Here is a 20,171-nt window from a genome sequence, read left to right on the forward strand (position 1 = left end):
AATTCCTAGACTGAATCTTTTTTCAATCTAAAATCTACAATTTAAAATCTACAATCTAAAATTCCACCCCCATGAGCAATAACCGTAGAGATTTCCTCAAGCTTGCCGGACTTGGTCTTGTAGGCGCTACAGTCCCACAATTTTCCAAAGCTGAATCCCCCGAACAATTATTCCATTTGAGTAAAAAAAGCCATGATCAACTATTCAATATGAGTGGCTATGCTGCCCCAAAGTTGAATACGGTCAGGGTAGGGATTATTGGATTGGGCCAACGTGGTCCGGGCGCAGTTGATCGCTTGAGTAAAATCGAGGGAGTGGAAATCAAAGCGCTTTGTGACCTGATTCCTGAAAGGGTGGACAAAATGAAAGCCAAACTCCAAGGCACCAAACATCAGCCTGAAGGATACTCGGGTTCAGTATATGCCTGGAAAAAATTGGTGGACAGAAATGACCTCGACCTGATTTACATCACAACTCCTTGGGATTGGCATACGCCCATGGCAGTTTATGCGATGGAGGCTGGCAAACATGCTGCTGTTGAAGTGCCTGCTGCAAAGACTTTGGGAGAATGCTGGCAGTTGGTAGAGACATCTGAAAGAACCAAAAAGCATTGTATGATGCTTGAGAACTGTTGTTATGACTTTTTTGAATTGATGACTCTGAGCATGAAGCGAGATGGTTTTTTTGGAGAAATCATCCATACCGAAGGAGCTTATATCCACGATTTGTTGTGGCTGAACTTTAGGAAGGAAAGTGAAGGAGGTTATCAGGGAATGTGGAGACTGAAAGAAAACTTCAGGAATGGGAATCTTTATGCCACCCATGGTCTCGGTCCGATCTGTCAGATTATGGATATCAATAGAGGAGATCAAATGGATTATCTGACATCACTTTCCAGTGCGGATTTTCAGATGGCAGACAAAGCAAGAGAATTGGCCGAAAAGGACAATTACTTTGCTCCTTTTGCTGAAAAGCAATTTGGAGGAAATATGAATACCACCATTGTTAAAACCAAAAAAGGACGATCCATCATGATTCAGCATGATGTGACCTCCCCGAGACCATATTCAAGATTACATACAGTCAGCGGTACAGAAGGATATGCACAGAAATACCCTGACCCAAAAGTGGCCAAAGGGCACGAATGGATGAAAGAGGAGGAAATGAAGGCTTTGGAAGAAAAGTACACCCCAGAAATCGTTACCAAGGTTGGAGAGCTTGCCAAACAGATCGGCGGCCATGGTGGAATGGATTTTATGATGGACTGGAGATTGATCGATTGCCTGCGCAATGGACTTCCTTTGGATCAGGATGTGTACGATGCAGCTCTTTGGTCAGCGGTTTCACCCTTGAGTGAGTGGTCCGTAGCCCACAGGTCCAATTCCATTGATGTTCCTGACTTTACCGGTGGAAGTTGGAAAAGCAACAAACCTGTGGAGATTACTTTGAAGGGTGGAGGAACTACTAAAGTTATTGTTTAGCAGTCTGAAGACTGCTAGGGTTATGGTCCAAGACTAAGTCTTGAACCAGCTGACCTTAGAGGTTTTTTTCAAAACCTCGAAGGTCTCCGTAATAAAAACCCTTTTGAGTCAGAGAATTTTTATTCTGGGTGGTTTATTTGGATTTTTTTAGGGATTTGCAGTCTGAAGACTGCGAGGGTGGTGGTCCAAGACTAAGTCTTGAACCAGGTTAAAAATCCTCAAAGCCAGGCTTGATATTAGCCCAAAAGGCATCCAAGGCAATGATTCTTGGTTTCAAAAACGAGATGATTTCCGGCCAGTCGTTTTTGTCCATGACATTTAGGTTGAATCTGACTTTTTGGATTCGGGAGATTTTATTTCCGAATTCGTCATGGTCGTGGATTTTCCAATCCCATGATTCTTTCAATTCATTTTCCAACAGTTTTTTGAATTCCAAAAATTGTTCAAAATAAAGTTGCTGCAACTCTTCATCATGATGGGCGATTTCAATACCTATTGAGGCAAAATCCCTTTCTGCCTTCATCCTGAAGTAAATATCCCGTACACCGGTTTTGTAATTCTGCCAACTGACCCTATATCCGGTTGCAGAGGGTACGGGCTTCATATATTGGCCAAATGCGGTCCAGAATTCCTTTCGGATCAATGAGGTTTCAGCACGGGAATACATAGAAATCAGTAACTTTTTGGGCTGTCGGATGGCAGGACTATAATAAAGTCTGCCGTACCTTTCGTCTTTTCTTCCAAGGTGTGGATGTTTTCCTGTTCGACCGTATTGATTGTCAACATGCGGGTGTTGGGATTGTGCTTTTTGAGATACCAAAGTATTCCTTCATAGTTATTGGAATGGTATGAACCATTGATATGGAGGATCTGCTTCCCTTTATTCAAATGGTCGAATAATGAGTAAGCCATAGTCGCATCTTTGACAGCCTGTGCTTCCACCATAAAATCTACATTCATTCCCGAACCATGCATCATGTCCTTCATGCCCACATATCCAGGCAAGGTTTTATCTACTTCGATGGGTAGGGGAGCAATGTATCTTTTGGCTTCTTCACTAAGACTGTCCAAGGCAGCCAAACCTTGTCTGCTAACCAAAGAAGCATATTTTCTGGGAATGTTTGAACCGATGAAAGGAATATTGTTCTTTTTGGCATACAATAGCAAAGGTTTGTAATCAAGCAGGTAATTGTTCCAAAGCTTCGATTCGGTTTCGAAGGTTTTGTCTGTCATTTTTCCGGCAAGCCATTCCTCAATATTGAGTTGGTCATCCCTTTCAAAAAACTCACCCGCCAAAACCACCTCTTTACCATTTTGATGTAATTGTTTGAGCATCTGCAATTGAAGCCAATGGGCGATACTGTTATTATGGAGTTCGCCAAAAAAGACCACTTCATGTTGCCCTGCAATCTGAACCATTGACTCAAATCGTACCTCGTTGCCCTCTTTATTATAAATCTTGAATGCTTGGGTTTGGGCAAAGAGATTGGTTGATGCCAAAGAAAGAACAATAATTGGAATTAATTTTTTAATCATAGTCTTCAGGATATTTTACAGTCACAACAGAGTAATTGACCACTCCGCCCAAGGCGGGGTTATGTTTTTTGATAATTATAGTAATTTGTTTGGAATCCGGATAAGCTGCCAAAATATCTTTGATCATCAGGTGGGCCAAATGCTCAAGCAGTTTGACAGGTTCCTGCATATGGGATTTGGCAATCCTATAGACTTTTCCATAATCCACTGTGGATTTGAGATCATCATCCAACATGGCTTTTCGAAAATCTGTTTCCACATGGATATCTACCGTAAACCTGTTTCCCAGCTTGTTTTCTTCTTTGAAGACCCCATGATACGCGTGGAATTCAATTCCTTCCAATGATACCTTTCCCATTAATCAAATTGGTCAAAAAATGACCCGCCTTTATTGGTTTTGGATTTTATTTCTTCTTCGGAGGGTATCTTTTGAATATTTTCCTCTATTCCGCTTTCTTGTGGTTCTTCCTCTTTTTCAGCCGGAGAGTCTATTTCAGGAATTTGGTTTTCAATCACAACATCTTCCTCAGTTTGTATCTCAGATTCGACAGAAATGTCTTCATGACTTTCTGCTGTAATTTCTTCCTGTTGGCTATGAGAAGCCGTCATTTCCTCTTCTTTTTGAAATTCCTGAATATTGGCAATAGTAAAGGCGTTTGCTTTTGATAGTTGGTTGACAACATCAGCATGTGTTTGGATATTAATCTTTTTGAAGGATTCCTTAGACACAGAGATATTGTTTTCGATATCTTCAGAAATCGCTTTTAAGTTTTTGATAATCAAATCTCTTTGCTTCAATAAAGTCTCATAACTCTCCACCAGATTACTGACATCAGCTTTCAGGTTTTCCATGATTTCCTTACCTTTTGCTTCTGCAGATTCGATAAGGTTTTTTGATTTACTTTGCGCCTCATTGAGTATGCTTCCAGCATTTTGGTGTGCCTCATTCATGATTTCTTCGGCTGCAAAGTTGGCCTCCTCAATGATACTTGCGCCTGTGTCCTCGGCAGTTTTCAAAGTTCGGAAAAGGGACTCCTCAACCTGTTTCAATTTATTGGCCTCTTTTTCGCTGATTTCCAACCTTTTCTCAAGATCAGATTTTTCAGCTTGGATTCTATCCCACTCTCCCGCTAAGACATTCAAATAGGCAGTTACCTCATCTTTGTCATATCCTCTGAAGTTTTTTTCAAATGTCTTGTCACTGATTTCCTTAGAAGTAATTTTCATGTTTTTTAAAATTCTAAATCCCAAATAGAAATTTTCCTGTCATCACTGATTGATATGATGTTTTGATTATAGCTGCTCCACAGCACTTTATTGATAGAGGTTCCGTGACCTGCATATCTTGCTTTGTCTATCACTTTCAATAACTTAAAATTCTCAGTTTCCCATACCTTGATGGATTTGTCCATACTGCAAGTCACAAAATACCTGCCGTCTTCCCGAAAGGCAAGGTAGTTAATGGCATACATATGGGCAACAATAGATTCTTTCAGGGTGTAGGTCTCTGTATCCCAAATTTTTAGGTGGGCATCTCTTCCGCCACTGATTAATATTGGATGGTTTGGGGCAAAACCCAAAGCAAAAACTGAATTGGAATGGGAAATAAGGTTATGGATAGGTTCGTAGGTGATCAAATCAAAGATTTTCACTGTGTGGTCACTCAAGCCTGCCGCCAAAGTCCTATTATCCGGATTGATAGCCAAAACCCGTACACTTTTATCTGAAATCTTTAAATGCTTTTTTACAGCTCTCTTTTCAATATCCAGAATAATTACCATGCCATCCGCGGTAGCCACAAATAGGTCATTTCCCGAAACCTTGATATCAAAAATAGATTGGTTGGTCAGATTGATTGACCATAATTCATTTCTGCTTTCCAGGTCAATGACATGAATACCTTCAAAGTTATGACCAACTATCAGGAGGTTTCTTACTTTGTCCACCTCCAGGGCATAAACTGAATGGTTGACTTTGGCAATCAATTTTCCATTTTCCGGATTTTCCAGATCCCATAATACTACCATTCCATCACCTGAGCCTGTAAAAAAATACTGAGGATTAGGGCCTTCAACCAAAGCGTAGACACAATCATTATGCCCTGTTAAAGTATGTAGTTTCTTTACTTGAATTTTTATCATAATTTGCGGCTAAAACCTATTAGTCCTTAAAAGGAGCTATGCAAACAAAAATAGAAAAAATAAGTCCTTTATCAGCCTTGGCTATAAAGAATATTCTAGAAGTCTCGCAGAATGGCACGGATTTTTTAAGCTTCAGAGAAAAGCTGGCATTTGCAAATATTTCACATCCTGAAAAGAAATTGGAGTGGAAGGGTGCAAGAATAGCCATTAAATCCGCTTTGGATTGTATTTCCCTGCCGTATCCCGGCTTTGTCAAAGATGAGCACGGCAAATCATTTCCCATGGATGGTTATGGATTTGTCTCTTTGACCCATACCAAAGGCCTGGCAGCTGCGATTTTTCATAAAGAAATGCCAGTCGGTATTGATTTGGATTATGTCAGGGAAAAAGTCGTACGTTTAGGGCCAAAATTTCTGAATGATTTTGAAATGGACTTTTTGGGGAAAGATCCTGTTTTGCATACTATAGCCTGGTCTGCAAAGGAATCAGTTTTCAAATGTCAGGGGAAAAAAGGAATCAGTCTTAAAAATAATATTAGAATATCTCCATTTACGCTTGAAGACAAGATATTGGACTGTAAAATAGAACATAGCGAATATTCTGACCATTTCTATAAGGTAAAAGTAGAAATGGAAGGTGATATCGTACTGACATATACAATCTGGTAAGAACTTTGTATGTATCTTTATACTATTAAAACCAGGACAAGCTTATGAAGCATACAATTCTAATCTTATTATTTTTTATCGGTTTTGTTTTTAAAGGTTTTTCTCAGAGGGTGGAAAACTTTCAGCTAAAGGATGCCTTAACCAGTCAGGTATTTGAATTGGATCAGCATCAAGACAAGAAAGCAATAGTCTTGGTCTTTACCAGTTTGAATTGTCCTTTTTCCAAACTCTATGAGGACAGGATTATTGACTTGGAAAATTCGTTCAGTCCGGAAGGTTTTGTTTTTGCTATGATCAATCCCCATTCAGGAAATGAGGAAGAAGAAAATACGGCTTCGATCCGACAAAGGATAGAAGAGAAAGGCTTTAAGTTTCCTTTTTTGGAAGATAATAGTCAGGTGGTTACAAAGCAGTTTGGTATTACCAAATTGCCAGAAGTAGTAGTCATTACGCCAAGCCCCACCGGCTATGCTATATCCTACAGGGGCGCCATTGATAATAATCCCCAGGTAGCGGCCAACGCCAATATGAAGTATTTGGAGAATGCCCTGACGGCTATTCAAATCAGGAGAAATCCCAGTCCTTCTTCCAGCAGACCTGTTGGTTGCAATGTTAAGCTAATAAACTAGAAAGGAAAGGGGTCAAGGATTTTCCATAATTTCCAATAAGGCCCTAACTTCAATTACCTTTTCGGATTCGCCAAGTTTTTCAAAGGCAACAATAAGATTTCGCAAAGTTCTGACAATGATGTCCTTGTTGCTACAAGGTTCAAAAAAAACATCTATGGGTTCTATTTTTAAATGTTCCAGATAATTGATGATATCTTTTTTTGAAAAAATCAGCCCCTTATTAAATGCGTTGATATAAAAGTTGGCGTCAGCTGATTTATAGGTAAGAACAAATAGGTTTGGGAGGTTTACCCCATAAATCGGTAAACCAAGTTTTTGAGCTACAAGCATATAGATGGCACAAAGACTGATAGGATTTCCTTTTTTGGTATCCAAGACATTGCTCAGCATGCTATTGCCAGGAGAATGAAAATTTTTGGTGTTGGCAGAAAATCTCAAAGTATTGAAAAGTACCCCATTGATAATTCGGACTTGTTCATAAGGAAGTAAATCATTTTTAAAAGCTGTCCATACTTCAAAATATATCTGATGCATGTCAGCATTAAGTTTATCAAACTCCAGATCAGGATATTGGTAGGTGTTGATAATCCACAATCCGGTCAATAAATCCTGTTCAGGAGACACTTTCCAGTCTATTAGTCTTTCCTTCAATTGAGAATACTGTAAGTCATGTACCAAATCCTCTATTTCCTTTTGAATTTCAGAATTGAAACTGTTCTCCCACTTTTTTTCCAAAAAAGGAATCACCTCATGTCCCAAAGAGATAATCCGATCTCTTACATGGGTCTTGACCTCCCTATCCGTATCATCCAAAAGGGAAACCAAAGCATGAAGTTCTTTTTCACTGAGTTGGTTCATAGCCTGAATTGTTACTCCAATTTATTAAATTTTATGGTTAGTTGATGCCTTGACGGTAAACTACTTTTTATTTTTGTTGGGAGACGGAATACGGAAGACGGGAGACCGAAGACGGGAGACACAACCTTCTTCCTTAATCCTTCAAGTCCTTCATATAATGAGATGGCCACGTCGCACGAAGGAATATTCAAAAGGTCAAAGTTTCCCAAGTGCTCCTCCTTCCAAAGGCAGGCAGGCGCAATTACGCACCACCTTCATCCTTCATCCTTTCTCCTTGATCCTTCTGTTCTCTCATGATATAGGTTGACACCAAAATTGTGGATAAATTTCTTAAATTGAAATTATCATGACAATAGATGAGAGGCGGAGAAGGCGTTTCAGCGAAGAATTCCGTAAAGAACAAGTCTGTCTGATCGAGAGTGGCCGGGTCTCAATAATTGAGGTAAGTAGGCTGCATGAGGTCAAGGTGGAGAGTGTGAAAAGATGGTTGGTCCGTTTCGGTAAGAAGAAGCTTCCAGAGAAGATAATTGTGACTACTGGCAGGGACATTGACAGACTGCGTGAACTTGAGAAGGAAAACCGCAGGTTGCTTGAGCTTATCGGCAGACAGCAAGTTGAACTTGTCTACCAGAAGGAACTGATCATTCTGGCCGAGGAAAAACTTGGAGAAAATTTCAAAAAAAAGTAATGGTCCCGTTGCTGATGTCGCTCAGGGGAAGTCTGTCAGTGCATGGGATTCCAATGGAAAGATTCTACAGCTATGTCGGCATAAGCCGGCAGGGTTTTTCGAAGGCCGCCCAGCGGTACAAGGAGGAGTGCCGGATGGTTGGGGAGTTTGCCGTACTGGTAAAGTCTTACAGACTGGAGAAAGATAGAAGGGCGGGTTCGAGATCTGTTTTCCACAACCTTGGGATCAAATCCGGGTATGGCATCGGGACAAACAAATTCGAGCGTCTCATGTCGTCAAATGGACTGGTGCTTCCGGCGCTGAACACGAGGATTGTCACCACAAAGTCTTCAATGCAGAGCTGGAACTATCCCAATCTGCTCAATGGACTGACTATCAACGATATAAATATGGCCGTGGTAGGTGATCTGACTTATATCAATATCTGTGGGAGGCGCTATTTTCTTTTCTGCCTGACCGATATTTACAGCGCAAGGATAGTCGGTTCCGGTTTTGGGGAAAGTATGAGGGCAGAGGATGCGAAATCCGCACAGGACCAATGGGTCGGACTCAGAGGGAAGGAGAACCTGATGGACTGCATCCACCACACAGATGGCGGGACCCAATATTTCTCGGCCCTCTACCTCGGAGGCCTAAATAAACTGGGAGTCCGCGTAAGCTGTGCAAAAAACTGTCTGATGAACGGATATGCCGAGCAGAGGAACGGACTGATCAAACACCATCTGGTGCCTACCATAAAGGCATGGGAAAAAGCAGGTCTGAAAAGAGAATTCGAAAGGATCATACATGTTTACAACTATGAGAGAAAACAGGAAGGCCTGGGGTGGCTCAGTCCTGTGGAGTTCGAGAAAAAGATTTCGGGCTTGTCTGAAAAACCCGGTCACACCCTATATGATTTCGGTCAAAATAAAAATGGGTTTTAGGAGGCATGAAGCGACCAAAAAGAGCCTTGAAAAAAGAGCAGCCCAAAAAAGTTTAGGCTGCCCATGGCCTCTGGCCTTTTCAGTCGATCAGGATCATTCCTTGAAAGGTTGCTCCCCAGCAGAGCCCTTCTCCGCTTATCCTGATAAATTAAATATAATTCCTACTTTTGGTTTTCACCAGAAAAGTTATCAACAAGGTTTGGGGTTTAGGTAGGGAACCTGTCAACCTATATCATGAAAGTTCATTCCATCCCAAATCTAAATTCAAAAATCTTAAATCTAAAATCTCTCTTCAAGTCTGAATCACCCCCACATTAAACCTTTCAGTAATCGGAGCATGATTGGCAGCTTCAATTCCCATACTGATGACTTTTCTGGTCTCCAAGGGGTCAATAACTCCATCTACCCAAAGTCTTGCCGCTGCATAATAGGGACTGAGCTCTTCATTGTATTTATCGGTAATTTCTTTGAGCAATTGTTCTTCATCTTCGGGAGTAATTTCTTCTTTACCCGATTTTTTGAGCGAAGCGACCTTGATCTGCAAGAGGGTCTTGGCAGCAGAGGCCCCGCTCATTACAGCCATTTGGGCAGTTGGCCAGCTATAAATCAATCTGGGGTCGTAAGCTTTTCCGCACATGGCGTAGTTACCTGCACCGTAAGAATTGCCTAAAATAATGGTGAACTTCGGTACCACGGAATTAGCCATGGCATTGACCATTTTTGCACCGTCTTTGATAATTCCGCCATGTTCGGCCTTACTGCCCACCATAAATCCGCTAACATCCTGAAGGAATACCAAAGGGATTTTTCTTTGGTTACAGTTCATGATAAACCGTGCTGCTTTATCAGCAGAATCTGAATATATGACTCCACCCATCTGCATTTCACCTTTTTTGGTTTTGACGATTTTACGCTGATTGGCCACTATTCCTACTGACCAACCATCGATCCGGGCAGTAGCACAGATCAGGGTTTTGCCATAATCTTTTTTGTATTCATCGATCTCAGAATTGTCCACCAAGCCCTTAATAATTTCAATCATATCATAAGGCTTCACCCTATCATATGGAAAAATTCCATATAGTTCTGCTTCGTTTATTTTCGGTTTTTCGGGTTCTGCTCTGTCAAAACCGGCTTTTTCAAATGCTCCTATTTTATCAAAGATTCTTCTGATGGCATCCAGACATTCCTGATCGTTTTCATATTTATTGTCCGTGACACCAGATATCTCGCAATGTGTGGTGGCACCTCCAAGGGTTTCGTTGTCTATGGATTCACCGATAGCGGCTTTGACAAGAAAAGATCCCGCTAAAAATATAGAGCCGGTATTGTCCACAATCATTGCTTCATCTGACATGATGGGCAAATACGCCCCACCCGCTACACAGCTGCCCATGATAGCGGCTACCTGAACAATTCCCATGGCCGACATCTTGGCGTTGTTTCTGAACTGTCTTCCAAAATGTTCTTTATCCGGAAAAATCTTGTTTTGCATAGGAAGAAATACACCTGCACTATCTACCAGATAGATAATCGGCAATCTATTTTCCATGGCAATTTCCTGTGCCCTTAGGTTCTTTTTGGCAGTCATTGGAAACCATGCCCCGGCCTTCACGGTCGCGTCATTGGCAACGATCACGCACATCCTTCCGGAAACATAGCCTATCCCTGTGACTACCCCGGCAGATGGACAGCCTCCTTCCTCCTCGTACATGCCATCGGCCGCAAATGCCCCGATTTCCAAAAATTCAGTTTCAGGATCGGTCAGGTAGTCAATTCTTTCTCTGGCTGTTAATTTGCCTTTTGCATGTTCTTTCTCAATCCTTGACTTTCCACCCCCAAGTTTAACCTGCTCCAGTTTTTTCTGAAGTTGAAAAAGTTGTTGTTTGATTTGGTCTTCATTTTTATTGAATTCGATATCCATAAAGGTAATTGGGTTTATTTTTCCGAAAGCTAAAATAACTGAATTAACCCACAAGAATCAAATTGGATAGGGGATTTCCAAAGAGGTTTGAATAAAAGTGTTCAGGGTTCAATAGGCAGTGTTCAGTCTTAAGATGTAGTGCATAGCAGTTACACCCTTTTCAGTTGGCAGTGACAGTATGCTGCGGGAATGTGTACCGTTGTCAGTTGTTTTTGGAAATTCTTTTTATACACACTGTACACTTCCTACTTTATCGCTACTGCACACTGACCCCTTTTCCTGACCACTGGCTACTGGACACTTACCAATTCCAATCACCAAATTATAATTCCTCGATCTCCTCCTTGTAAGCCTTGATAGATCTGTAAATTGCCGAAGCCAAGTAGGCTTGTCCGTCCTTACTGTTGAGAAAACGTTCCTCCGAAGGATGGGATAAGAAGCCTAGTTCAATCAGCACTGAAGGCATACTGGTAGTCCAAAGTACATAAAAAGGTGCTTGTTTGACTCCACGACTGGAGCGGTTTACCCGCGTCACGAAATCATTTTCCACTTTGGAGGCCAAAGAGATGCTGTTGGAAAGAAAAGCCTTTTGCATGAGGTTGAACATCATGTAGGATTCCGGTGATTTGGGGTCGAATCCTTCATAATTTTCCTCATAATTTTCCTCCAGCGTGATTACGGAATTTTCTCTTTTTACAATATCAAAATTGGCCTCAAAGTTTTTGGTTCCCATTACAAAAGTCTCTGTCCCATAGGCAGATTTATTTGGGGCTGCATTACAGTGTATAGATATAAATAGATCTGCTTTGTTTCTGTTGGCAATATTTGACCGCTCCTTTAGTTCAAGAAAAACATCTGTTTTTCGGGTATAAATCACTTCAACGCCGGGAAGTAATTCTTCCACATATTTTCCTATCTGAAGGGCAACATTGAGTGCCACATCTTTTTCTCTGGAAATATTACCCACCGTTCCCGGGTCTTTGCCTCCATGGCCTGCATCTATTACGATGCGTTTTAGTTTAAACTCCGGTGCCCTTGAACCTGTTGGAACAAATCCTGCAAAAAGCAGGGATATCGTCAATAAGGAAAATAAGAGAATATTTTTAACTTTGAATCGTTTCATGCGTATTGAATCCTATTAACTTTGCCCGAGCAAATTTCATAAATTTTTAAACAAATCAATATTATTAAGTGCGGAATAACTGGTTCCATTTGATTGTCTTCATTGTAATTTGGGTAATTCCCCAAGTTAGCTTTTCGCAAATAAGAAGCCAAACTAATGTGGAACAAAGAATCATTGTACCTGATTCCATACTCAACTCTCCAATACTTGAATTACCACCATTGGATTCCCTTGCAATTTTGGGAATGGATACTATTCCGCGTAATGATACAACGAAGACCATACCAAAAGGTGATATACAGACCACAATCAATTATTATGGGGAAGATAGTATAATTACCGATTTTATTTCCAAAAAAGTATTTCTACATAAAGCTGCTTGGTTTGAATATGGAAATATTCGCCTTGATGCAGATCTGATCATCATTGATTGGGAGAAAAGCGAGTTGTTTGCTTCGGGGGTGACCGACAGTCTTGGGAATATCACAGGGAATCCCATTTTTAAAGAAGGTGTGTCTACCTATGAAATCCGAAAGGAAATGCGGTACAATTTCAAAACCCAGAAAGCCATCATCAAAGATGTTGTGACAGAACAGCAGGATGGTCTTTTGAGAGGGGAGACAATCAAAAAAGACCAGGATGGCAGCATTTTTCTAGATCATGGCTATTATACCACTTGTAATCTAGCAGAACCTCATTGGCATATCAATGCGAATAAGATCAAATCCATCAGGGGCAAACAGGTCGTTACCGGTCCATTTAATTTTTACTTCAATGATATCCCGCTACCCGTTGGTCTGCCATTTGGTATTATTCCCGATACGCCCGATGAAAAAGCTTCAGGAATTGTATTCCCTTCATATGGTCAGGAACAGGTCAGGGGCTTTTTCTTGAGGAATTTCGGTTATTATTTTGCCTTCAATGATTATGTACATACAAGAGTGACAGGGGATATTTTTTCAAACGGGGGCTATGGTGCAAAGGCTTCTACCATCTATAAAAAACGATATCGGTACAATGGGGGATTCAATGTGGATTATCAAAGGTTCAAAAGTCCTGAAACAGAACTTAACCCTGTAGATTACAATACCATTTGGGTCAATTGGCAGCATACTCCTGAAACGCGGGGCAACTCACGGTTTTCTGCCTCTGTCAATGCCGGTACTACTAACTATAATAATGTGGTAGTGAATCCAAACAGTTTTGTAAATAATGTGAAATCTGAATTTTCTTCCAATGTCGCCTATAGTAAAACCTTCACAGGTACACCTTTCAGTATGTCTGCCAACCTAAGGCATTCCCAAAATATCCAATCGGATGAGGTTAACTTGATTTTACCGGATATTGCCGTCAACATGAATCGTCAGAATCCTTTCCAAAACGTAAAGTTTGAGCCCTTAAAAACCCTCAATATTGCCTGGAATTTCAACCTTCAGAACTCCATTAACAACAGGGTTAGTAACCCATTTGGAGTGCAGAATGAAGTGCTTCAGCAAGAGCAGGGGATCAGTCCTGACCAGAATATCATTCCTTTCAATCTTGCCAATTTACCACTGCTTCTGGCTGAGGCAGACAATGGTGCCAAAAATGCTATTCCGATCACTTCAAATTTCACCTTGTTCAAATATTTTACGGGTACAGCATCCTTGAATTATACGGAATTATGGTATACCGAAAGAATCAATTATTTCTACAATCCGAGGGAAAATAGGGTAGATAAAATAAATGAAAATGGCTTTAACAGAGTTTATTTTTACAATACTTCCTTTAATATGAACACAAACGTCTATGGCTTTTATAATTTTAAAAAGAACAAAAAAATAGAGGCGATCAGACATCATATGCAACCTTCTTTTGGTTTCAATTACAATCCTGATTTTTCGACCTCGGCTTTTGGATTTTATCAGGAGGTTCAGGTAGATGAATCAGGAAGAACACAACGGTTTTCAAGACATCAGGGGTTTATATTTGGGCAGGCACCCCTTGGAGAATCCAGGTCTTTAAGTATCAATATCAGAAATACGGTAGAGGCAAAAATCAAGCAGCAAAGTGACTCCGAAGAAGAAACCACCAAAAAAATCCCACTTCTTCAATCTCTGAATCTTTCAACATTTTATAATTTTGCCGCAGATTCATTCAATCTGTCACAAATTAATTTCAATACCAGGACGTCATTTTTTGAAGACAAACTCTCCATCAACCTTTCCGGTAATTTGGATCCTTATGCAGAACTGATAACAATAAATCCAGAAACAGGGGTAAGATCTGGAAGGAGAATCAATAAATTTGCCTGGCAGTCCGGGCAAGGTCTGGGTACTTTTAGAAGCATACAGATGAATGTCAATGGTAGTATCAACCCCCGGGGAGGAAAATCGCCCGGAGAAATGCGAGAGGATATGACCAACGATTTTTTACAACAAGGCGGTCAATTGAATGAGTTTGTTGAAGAAGAAATCACCAGAATAGTCAATGACCCAACCCAATACATAGAGTGGGATGTTCCCTGGAATCTAGGTTTTGGATTTAACATTGCTTACAATAGACAGCCCGGAAGAGATTCAAATATTACCTCAGCTATAAATTTCAATGGAGATGTGAGTCTTTCTGAAAAATGGAAAATAAATTTTAATGCAGGTTATGATTTTATGACCCAGCAATTGACTCAAAGTATGATTGGGATTGCCAGAGACCTGCATTGCTGGCAGATGAATGTCAGTTGGATCCCATTCGGCCGATTTACTTCATATAACCTGGATATCCGTGTCAAATCGTCCATTCTTCAGGATTTGAAAGTATCTAGAAGAAGAAGCTTCTTTGATTTCTAATTTTCTTTCGGAGTAGTTTTTTTTGGACTATTGGATAAACCTAATCAGTTTTCTTAAAGGAGATTTTTTTAAATATTGGGCATATTTCCTTATCTTCCTTCCTATGAACGGTGGAGAAATTATAGCACAAATACTCAAAAATCATGGCGTAAAATTTTTGTTTACGCTTTGCGGAGGCCATATTTCACCAATTTTTGTTGGTGCAGAAAAATTGGGGATAAAAGTCATTGACACCAGAAATGAAGCCACTGCTGTTTTTGCGGCAGATGGGATTGGCAGGCTTACAGGTAATCCCGGAGTTGTGGCAGTGACTGCAGGTCCCGGATTGACCAATACAGTAACTGCCATCAAAAATGCCCAAATGGCACAATCCCCTTTGATTTTATTGGGAGGTGCTGCAGCTACCCTGTTGAAGGGTAGAGGTGCTTTGCAGGATATTGACCAATTGAGCATCATGAAGCCTATTGTCAAATGGGCTGTTTCCATTAAAAAAGTCAAAGATATTGGTCCTACCCTGGAAAAAGCTTTTCAGGTTGCGCAGGAGGGAGTGCCCGGGCCGGTATTTATCGAATGCCCGATAGATACCCTTTATCCCAAAGAGATGGTATTGGAATGGTATGGTGCAAAAAGCTCCAAAAGCGCCAAATCCATCAAGGAGAAAGCATTGCAGTGGTATATTCAAAGACATGCCAAAAAGCTTTTTGAAGATGCTGATAAAACGGTTTTTAATTCGGATCCAGCTAAACCTGATTTTCCCAAACACAAAACCTCTGATCTTGAAAAAGCCATGAATCTGATCAAAAAGGCCAAGAAACCCCTGATGATCTTGGGAAGTGGAGCAATGCTACAGCCTGAAAAATCAGAAATGCTGGCATCCTCCTTAAATGTATTGGGAGTTCCGGTATACTTAAGCGGAACTGGGAGAGGTCTATTTGGAAGAAATGGAAGGTTACATATCAGACATAAAAGAAAAGAAGCTATCAAAGAAGCCGATCTTATCATCCTTGCAGGTGTTCCGAATGATTTTCGCTTGGATTACGGAAACCATATTGGAGGCAGAAAATTTATTTCCGTCAATAGGAGCAAGACAGACCTTTACCTCAATAAAAAACCAAGTCTACCCATTCAAGCGGATCCGGTTGATTTTTTGATTGATCTTGCTGCCAAAGTACAAATCTATCCTCAGGAATGGTTTTCTCAATTAAGGGAAAGGGACGAAAAGCGGGATATGGAAATCAAGAATCAATCCGAAGAAAAAACGGATGGCTTGAATCCGGTTCAGGTATTGTCAGAACTGGAACTGCTATTGGATGATAAATGTGTTCTGGTTGCAGATGGGGGTGATTTTGTGGCGACTGCCTCCTATGTATTGAAGGCAAGACAACCATTATCTTGGTTGGATCCTGGTGCATATGGCACCTTGGGTGTAGGTGGAGGATTTGCTATAGCAGCAGCTTTGGTTTACCCGGATAGGCCTGTTTGGATTTTGTATGGGGACGGCAGTGCGGGATATTCCCTGATGGAATTTGATACTTTTCAGAGACATGGATTGGGTATCACCGCCCTGATAGGTAACGACGCTTGTTGGACTCAAATAGCGAGGGACCAAGTGGAATTTTTAGATTCTGATTGTGCTGTGATGTTGGAATCCTCCGATTATGATAAAATTCCCTTTGCCTTTGGGGCTGAAGGTGAGAAAGTAGAAACTATGGATGCTTTTGTGAAATCAGTTCAAAAGGCTAAGGAAAGTAACCGACAAGGAAAACCCTTTTTGATCAATGCTGTGATAGGAAAAACAGACTTTAGAAAAGGGTCCATTTCGGTGTGAAGCTGCTTTATGGATTATTTATGTAAAAGGTATTCATGTTGTCATATTGAGTGGAGAAAATCGGCATTTACAGAAAGGGAATGACAATGGTTCATTTTATTTATATGATTGGTTTAAATTAAATTATTGTAAAACCAATAAATAATTGAATTTTACCCTATTTGTCATTGGTGTCGTAGGGAGAAATTTATACCGTCATGAGGTTTATAGACTTCTCCTGCCGTCGAAGTGACAAGGATAAGTGATTTGATGCTATTCTGCCTTTACTGGTATCCACTTAAAAGAAATTTATTTTTTTAGAAACGACTTTGACTTATCTTTTACACATCATCCATTCCTTACATTTCAGGTCATGAAAAAAACATTATACCTATTCGGATTGCTTTTATTTTCACCTATGATTCTTTTTGCTCAAAGTAAAAAATCCATCAATCTTGATGAGGTGACAGATAAACATTTTCTTAACGGCATTGAGATACTCAACAGCATCCTATCCATGCCCAACGATTCCAATGACCCTGAGCAGTTGGTAGCGAATATTGAATGGTGTGAGGATAGTTTTGCAAAAAGGCAATGGAAAACGGAAAGATTGGAAACTGAAGGTTTTCCCATGCTTTTGGCAGAAAGGACCGTACCGAAGGCAAAAAAAACCGTGCTTTTTTATTTTCATATAGATGGGCAGCCTGTAGACAGAAAGCGTTGGGACCAGGAAGACCCGTACAAGCCGGTATTAAAGAAACAAAATCCTTCGGGTAAATGGGAAATCATTCCCATGGAAACCCTTCAAAAATCCTATGATCCTGAATGGCGGATTTTTGCCCGGTCTTCCTCTGATGACAAAGGGCCTTTGGCTATGTTTCTGACCGCTTGGGATGCCATGTTAGAAAACGGCAATTCGCCTAATTACAATATCAAGGTGATTTTGGATTTTGAGGAAGAAATAGGTTCTCCATACCTTCCAACGGCCGTTTTGAAGCATAAAGAAAAACTTGCAGCTGATATGATGTTGATCATGGATGGGCCACGGCATTTGAGCAATGAACCTACATTGAGTTTCGGTGCAAGGGGAATTTCGCAATTTACTTTGACAGTTTACGGACCTAGGGCTGCACAACATTCAGGGCATTATGGAAACTATGCACCAAATCCGGCTTTCAGATTGTCACAATTGTTGGCATCTATGAAAGATGATGAAGGGAGAGTGACTATACCGGGTTATTATGATGGGATCAACCTGACAGCTGAAGAAAAAAGGATTTTGGACCAGGTTCCTGATGATGAAAATGAAATAAAAAGAAAACTTGGAATTGGAAGTACCGATAAAGTAGGAAATACCTATCAGGAATCGCTGCAATATCCATCCTTGAATATCAGGGGTTTGTCTTCAGGTTGGGTCGGGGCTGAAGTCCGGACGATTGTACCTGCGGATGCAATTGCTGAAGTTGATGTCCGTTTGGTTCCTGAAAGTGATCCTGAAAGACTTTTTTCACTGATCAGAAAGCATATTGAAAACCAGGGCTACCATATTCTGGACAAAGATCCAACTGATGAAGAAAGAGCAAAATATCCAAAATTGGTAAAATGGGAGGGAAGTATTTCCTATCAGGCATTTAGAACGCCATTTGATTCAGAACCAGGGGTTTGGTTGAAAAAATCCATGATAAGGGCATTCGGGAAAGATCCGATTATGAAACGAATCAGTGGTGGTTCCTTACCTATTGCTCCATTTGTGGATGCTTTGAATGTGCCTGCGGTAACTGTGGTGACCGTCAATGCAGACAACAACCAACATGGTCCCAATGAAAACATCAGACTGGGAAATTATAAAGAGGGGATTAAGACAGCTTTAGCGATTTTGACGCAGGAGTTGTAAGTTGAAGATGTCTTTAGCCCATTACAAATACCCTACAACCCAGTACACCACAATCCCTATCCATTCTTTGAAAAGTTTGTGCCAGAGAAAAATAGAATACGGTTCCGGAGCGATGAGTTTTGGGATACTGAACCGGACATCTTCGGCATAATAATCCACAGGAAAAATTTCAGTTTGAATTCCTGCCTTGTCAAAACAGCCTTTTGCCCTCCTCATATGAAAAGCTGATGTGATCAATAGCTGGGTTTGATTTAAAGGGATTCCGTTTTCAATCAATATTTCCTTTGTGAAAATGGCATTTTGGTAGGTGTTGACAGCTTGATTTTCAACCAGAATAGCTTTATCAGATACACCTGCCATGACCATAAAGTCCCGAAGCAATTCCGCCTCGGTATTGGTACTAGAGGGATTAAGTCCCTGTCCTCCCGTGATCAGGATTTTGTTGATTTTCCCCAACTTGTAAAGCTGAACGGCATGCGTGGCACGATCTGCACCCTTATTGAAAAACGTTCTGTCGTATGTGGTTTTGTTGAGATTTGTGACTCCGGTCAGGACTATTCCGATTTCATAGTTTTTAAGGCTTTCAAAAGACTTATACTCCGGTTCCCAGATATTCATGGCCAGATTGGAAATAACCTGATTGGAGAAAAAAAACAGCAGGATGATACCTGACCAAAAGATTTTTTTTCTTTTCCAGATTGCTCCGACCAAAAGCAGGATGATGATAATGGTCAAGGGCATGGCCAAAAAACTCAGAAATTGGGAAAGATAGAAGAACATGGGGTGAAAGGTTTTTTATGGGAAAAGTAGATTATTGAATTTAATATGAAAAGGAAATTCATGGATTTACCTTTCATCAAAGGTAAAATAATTCAAGAATATTGAATATTTAGTCAAATTTGGTATTGATTTTATCCGGGCTTATATTTGTTTAAGCCGTATAAAAATTAAGAAATGTCATTTACATGAATAGTCTAATTAAAGATAATCTTCCAAAAATAACAGAGGCCTGTCAAAATCATCATGTAGAATCACTTTATATTTTCGGTTCTGTAAACTCTATTAGTTTTGATAGTGAAAGCGATGTTGATTTTCTGGTGAAATTCATGAATTTGGATTTTGGAGAATACACCGAAAATTATTTTTCATTTGTAAATAAACTTGAAGAAATTTTAGGAAGGTCAGTCGATTTAGTGACAGATAAATCTTTATCAAATCCTTATTTTATTCAGGAATTGAATAAATCAAAAATGCTTATCTATGGAAATCCAAACCAAAAAGCTCTTACTTGATATTTTGGATTCAATAAATTCCATTTATTCATATCTTGGTAAAGAACGAAATTTCCTAGATTATCGAAACAATAAAATGCTTAGAAGAGCTATAGAAAGGGAGTTTGAAATCATCGGAGAAGCATTAAATAAGATTATTAAAATTGATGGTGAAATCAAAATTTCAAATAAAAGTTTGATTGTTGGTATGAGGAACAGGGTAATTCATGGGTACGATAAGGTTGATGATGAAATTGTTTGGGGAGCTATCTTAAGACATCTTCCAACATTAAAAAGGGAAATTGAGGAATTGCTCAATCAAAATTAATGGTCAATAAGAACCCTTAATTTAGATAAGCTTTTTTTATTTTTAAATGCTTGTTTCTACCTTATTTCTATTTCT

General features: G+C 40.1%; 19 protein-coding genes. 10 read left to right on the forward strand and 9 right to left on the reverse strand.

All coding sequences use genetic code 11. The annotated features are described in order from the left end of the window. Positions 1 to 71 precede the first annotated feature (71 nt). The gene (locus B9A52_RS14020; RefSeq protein ID WP_084121049.1) at positions 72 to 1,481 is read left to right on the forward strand and encodes a Gfo/Idh/MocA family protein; all 1,410 of its coding nucleotides are present in this window, start codon (positions 72 to 74) and stop codon (positions 1,479 to 1,481) included. A 208-nt stretch (positions 1,482 to 1,689) separates the two neighbouring features. On the opposite strand, the gene B9A52_RS14025 is transcribed toward B9A52_RS14020, so the two are convergent. The 5 genes from B9A52_RS14025 to B9A52_RS14045 are packed head-to-tail and all read right to left on the reverse strand — an operon-like array spanning position 1,690 to position 5,158. Continuing rightward, positions 1,690 to 2,148: a DUF4268 domain-containing protein gene (locus B9A52_RS14025; protein ID WP_084121050.1), complete on the reverse strand. Its 459-nt coding sequence runs from the start codon at positions 2,146 to 2,148 to the stop codon at positions 1,690 to 1,692. A 5-nt stretch (positions 2,149 to 2,153) separates the two neighbouring features. Further along, positions 2,154 to 3,017: a ChaN family lipoprotein gene (locus B9A52_RS14030; RefSeq protein ID WP_084121051.1), complete on the reverse strand. Its 864-nt coding sequence runs from the start codon at positions 3,015 to 3,017 to the stop codon at positions 2,154 to 2,156. Further along, a complete protein-coding gene (folB, locus tag B9A52_RS14035; protein WP_084121052.1) occupies positions 3,010 to 3,375 on the reverse strand; it encodes a dihydroneopterin aldolase in 366 nt (121 codons plus the stop codon). The genes B9A52_RS14030 and folB overlap by 8 nt, the downstream gene beginning before the upstream one ends. After that, positions 3,375 to 4,244, reverse strand: coding sequence for a DivIVA domain-containing protein (locus B9A52_RS14040; RefSeq protein ID WP_084121053.1), 870 nt, complete (start codon positions 4,242 to 4,244; stop codon positions 3,375 to 3,377). The genes folB and B9A52_RS14040 overlap by 1 nt, the downstream gene beginning before the upstream one ends. A gap of 5 nt (positions 4,245 to 4,249) precedes the next feature. Continuing rightward, positions 4,250 to 5,158 carry a WD40 repeat domain-containing protein gene (locus B9A52_RS14045; protein ID WP_084121054.1) on the reverse strand — a complete coding sequence of 303 codons (909 nt, stop codon included), beginning with the start codon at positions 5,156 to 5,158 and terminating at the stop codon, positions 4,250 to 4,252. A 38-nt stretch (positions 5,159 to 5,196) separates the two neighbouring features. Here B9A52_RS14045 and B9A52_RS14050 point away from each other — a divergent pair, with 38 nt between their 5' ends. Both B9A52_RS14050 and B9A52_RS14055 read left to right on the forward strand, forming a co-directional pair. Continuing rightward, positions 5,197 to 5,826 carry a 4'-phosphopantetheinyl transferase family protein gene (locus B9A52_RS14050; RefSeq protein ID WP_084121055.1) on the forward strand — a complete coding sequence of 210 codons (630 nt, stop codon included), beginning with the start codon at positions 5,197 to 5,199 and terminating at the stop codon, positions 5,824 to 5,826. Positions 5,827 to 5,870: 44 nt separating this feature from the next. Further along, entirely contained in the window at positions 5,871 to 6,455 is a 585-nt protein-coding gene (locus B9A52_RS14055; RefSeq protein ID WP_084121056.1) for a thioredoxin-like domain-containing protein, read from the forward strand. 12 nt (positions 6,456 to 6,467) lie between these two features. Here the strand turns inward: B9A52_RS14055 and B9A52_RS14060 are convergent, their stop codons facing one another. Continuing rightward, a complete protein-coding gene (locus tag B9A52_RS14060) occupies positions 6,468 to 7,313 on the reverse strand; it encodes a transglutaminase-like domain-containing protein (RefSeq protein WP_084121057.1) in 846 nt (281 codons plus the stop codon). A 346-nt stretch (positions 7,314 to 7,659) separates the two neighbouring features. On the opposite strand from B9A52_RS14060, the gene B9A52_RS14065 reads away from it, so the two are divergent. Together B9A52_RS14065 and B9A52_RS14070 are read left to right on the forward strand one after the other, a co-directional pair. Beyond that, entirely contained in the window at positions 7,660 to 8,001 is a 342-nt protein-coding gene (locus B9A52_RS14065) for a transposase (RefSeq protein WP_084120666.1), read from the forward strand. Beyond that, a complete protein-coding gene (locus tag B9A52_RS14070; RefSeq protein ID WP_084120665.1) occupies positions 8,001 to 8,924 on the forward strand; it encodes a DDE-type integrase/transposase/recombinase in 924 nt (307 codons plus the stop codon). The genes B9A52_RS14065 and B9A52_RS14070 overlap by 1 nt, the downstream gene beginning before the upstream one ends. A gap of 292 nt (positions 8,925 to 9,216) precedes the next feature. Here the strand turns inward: B9A52_RS14070 and B9A52_RS14080 are convergent, their stop codons facing one another. Then, on the reverse strand, positions 9,217 to 10,848 hold the full coding sequence (locus tag B9A52_RS14080) for an acyl-CoA carboxylase subunit beta (protein WP_084121058.1): 1,632 nt from the start codon (positions 10,846 to 10,848) through the stop codon (positions 9,217 to 9,219). Between the two features lie 322 nt (positions 10,849 to 11,170). Next, the gene (locus B9A52_RS14085; RefSeq protein WP_084121059.1) at positions 11,171 to 11,971 is read right to left on the reverse strand and encodes an N-acetylmuramoyl-L-alanine amidase family protein; all 801 of its coding nucleotides are present in this window, start codon (positions 11,969 to 11,971) and stop codon (positions 11,171 to 11,173) included. Positions 11,972 to 12,129: 158 nt separating this feature from the next. Between B9A52_RS14085 and B9A52_RS14090 the strand changes: the two genes are divergently transcribed. From B9A52_RS14090 to B9A52_RS14100, 3 genes are all read left to right on the forward strand, one after another. After that, a complete protein-coding gene (locus tag B9A52_RS14090) occupies positions 12,130 to 14,796 on the forward strand; it encodes a putative LPS assembly protein LptD (RefSeq protein ID WP_394334854.1) in 2,667 nt (888 codons plus the stop codon). Between the two features lie 103 nt (positions 14,797 to 14,899). Beyond that, positions 14,900 to 16,624: a thiamine pyrophosphate-binding protein gene (locus tag B9A52_RS14095; RefSeq protein WP_084123524.1), complete on the forward strand. Its 1,725-nt coding sequence runs from the start codon at positions 14,900 to 14,902 to the stop codon at positions 16,622 to 16,624. A 352-nt stretch (positions 16,625 to 16,976) separates the two neighbouring features. Next, on the forward strand, positions 16,977 to 18,497 hold the full coding sequence (locus B9A52_RS14100; protein WP_084121061.1) for a M20/M25/M40 family metallo-hydrolase: 1,521 nt from the start codon (positions 16,977 to 16,979) through the stop codon (positions 18,495 to 18,497). A 21-nt stretch (positions 18,498 to 18,518) separates the two neighbouring features. On the opposite strand, the gene B9A52_RS14105 is transcribed toward B9A52_RS14100, so the two are convergent. Beyond that, positions 18,519 to 19,277 (reverse strand): YdcF family protein, encoded by a 759-nt coding sequence (locus B9A52_RS14105; RefSeq protein ID WP_084121062.1) that lies wholly within the window; start codon positions 19,275 to 19,277, stop codon positions 18,519 to 18,521. Positions 19,278 to 19,462: 185 nt separating this feature from the next. On the opposite strand from B9A52_RS14105, the gene B9A52_RS14110 reads away from it, so the two are divergent. Both B9A52_RS14110 and B9A52_RS14115 read left to right on the forward strand, forming a co-directional pair. Beyond that, a complete protein-coding gene (locus tag B9A52_RS14110; protein WP_084121063.1) occupies positions 19,463 to 19,789 on the forward strand; it encodes a nucleotidyltransferase family protein in 327 nt (108 codons plus the stop codon). Then, positions 19,758 to 20,096: a HepT-like ribonuclease domain-containing protein gene (locus tag B9A52_RS14115; protein WP_084121064.1), complete on the forward strand. Its 339-nt coding sequence runs from the start codon at positions 19,758 to 19,760 to the stop codon at positions 20,094 to 20,096. Before B9A52_RS14110 ends, B9A52_RS14115 begins: the two co-directional genes overlap by 32 nt. Positions 20,097 to 20,171: the final 75 nt, after the last annotated feature.

Origin of the sequence: Aquiflexum balticum DSM 16537 (assembly GCF_900176595.1) — a bacterium.
Lineage (GTDB): Bacteria > Bacteroidota > Bacteroidia > Cytophagales > Cyclobacteriaceae > Aquiflexum > Aquiflexum balticum.

Coding starts and splice junctions, on each gene's coding strand:
- B9A52_RS14020 (WP_084121049.1), top strand. CDS start 72: ATGAGCAATAACCGTAGAGATTTCCTCAAGCTTGCCGGACTTGGTCTT.
- B9A52_RS14025 (WP_084121050.1), bottom strand. CDS start 2,148: ATGTATTCCCGTGCTGAAACCTCATTGATCCGAAAGGAATTCTGGACC.
- B9A52_RS14030 (WP_084121051.1), bottom strand. CDS start 3,017: ATGATTAAAAAATTAATTCCAATTATTGTTCTTTCTTTGGCATCAACC.
- folB (WP_084121052.1), bottom strand. CDS start 3,375: ATGGGAAAGGTATCATTGGAAGGAATTGAATTCCACGCGTATCATGGG.
- B9A52_RS14040 (WP_084121053.1), bottom strand. CDS start 4,244: ATGAAAATTACTTCTAAGGAAATCAGTGACAAGACATTTGAAAAAAAC.
- B9A52_RS14045 (WP_084121054.1), bottom strand. CDS start 5,158: ATGATAAAAATTCAAGTAAAGAAACTACATACTTTAACAGGGCATAAT.
- B9A52_RS14050 (WP_084121055.1), top strand. CDS start 5,197: ATGCAAACAAAAATAGAAAAAATAAGTCCTTTATCAGCCTTGGCTATA.
- B9A52_RS14055 (WP_084121056.1), top strand. CDS start 5,871: ATGAAGCATACAATTCTAATCTTATTATTTTTTATCGGTTTTGTTTTT.
- B9A52_RS14060 (WP_084121057.1), bottom strand. CDS start 7,313: ATGAACCAACTCAGTGAAAAAGAACTTCATGCTTTGGTTTCCCTTTTG.
- B9A52_RS14065 (WP_084120666.1), top strand. CDS start 7,660: ATGACAATAGATGAGAGGCGGAGAAGGCGTTTCAGCGAAGAATTCCGT.
- B9A52_RS14070 (WP_084120665.1), top strand. CDS start 8,001: ATGGTCCCGTTGCTGATGTCGCTCAGGGGAAGTCTGTCAGTGCATGGG.
- B9A52_RS14080 (WP_084121058.1), bottom strand. CDS start 10,848: ATGGATATCGAATTCAATAAAAATGAAGACCAAATCAAACAACAACTT.
- B9A52_RS14085 (WP_084121059.1), bottom strand. CDS start 11,971: ATGAAACGATTCAAAGTTAAAAATATTCTCTTATTTTCCTTATTGACG.
- B9A52_RS14095 (WP_084123524.1), top strand. CDS start 14,900: ATGAACGGTGGAGAAATTATAGCACAAATACTCAAAAATCATGGCGTA.
- B9A52_RS14100 (WP_084121061.1), top strand. CDS start 16,977: ATGAAAAAAACATTATACCTATTCGGATTGCTTTTATTTTCACCTATG.
- B9A52_RS14105 (WP_084121062.1), bottom strand. CDS start 19,277: ATGTTCTTCTATCTTTCCCAATTTCTGAGTTTTTTGGCCATGCCCTTG.
- B9A52_RS14110 (WP_084121063.1), top strand. CDS start 19,463: ATGAATAGTCTAATTAAAGATAATCTTCCAAAAATAACAGAGGCCTGT.
- B9A52_RS14115 (WP_084121064.1), top strand. CDS start 19,758: ATGGAAATCCAAACCAAAAAGCTCTTACTTGATATTTTGGATTCAATA.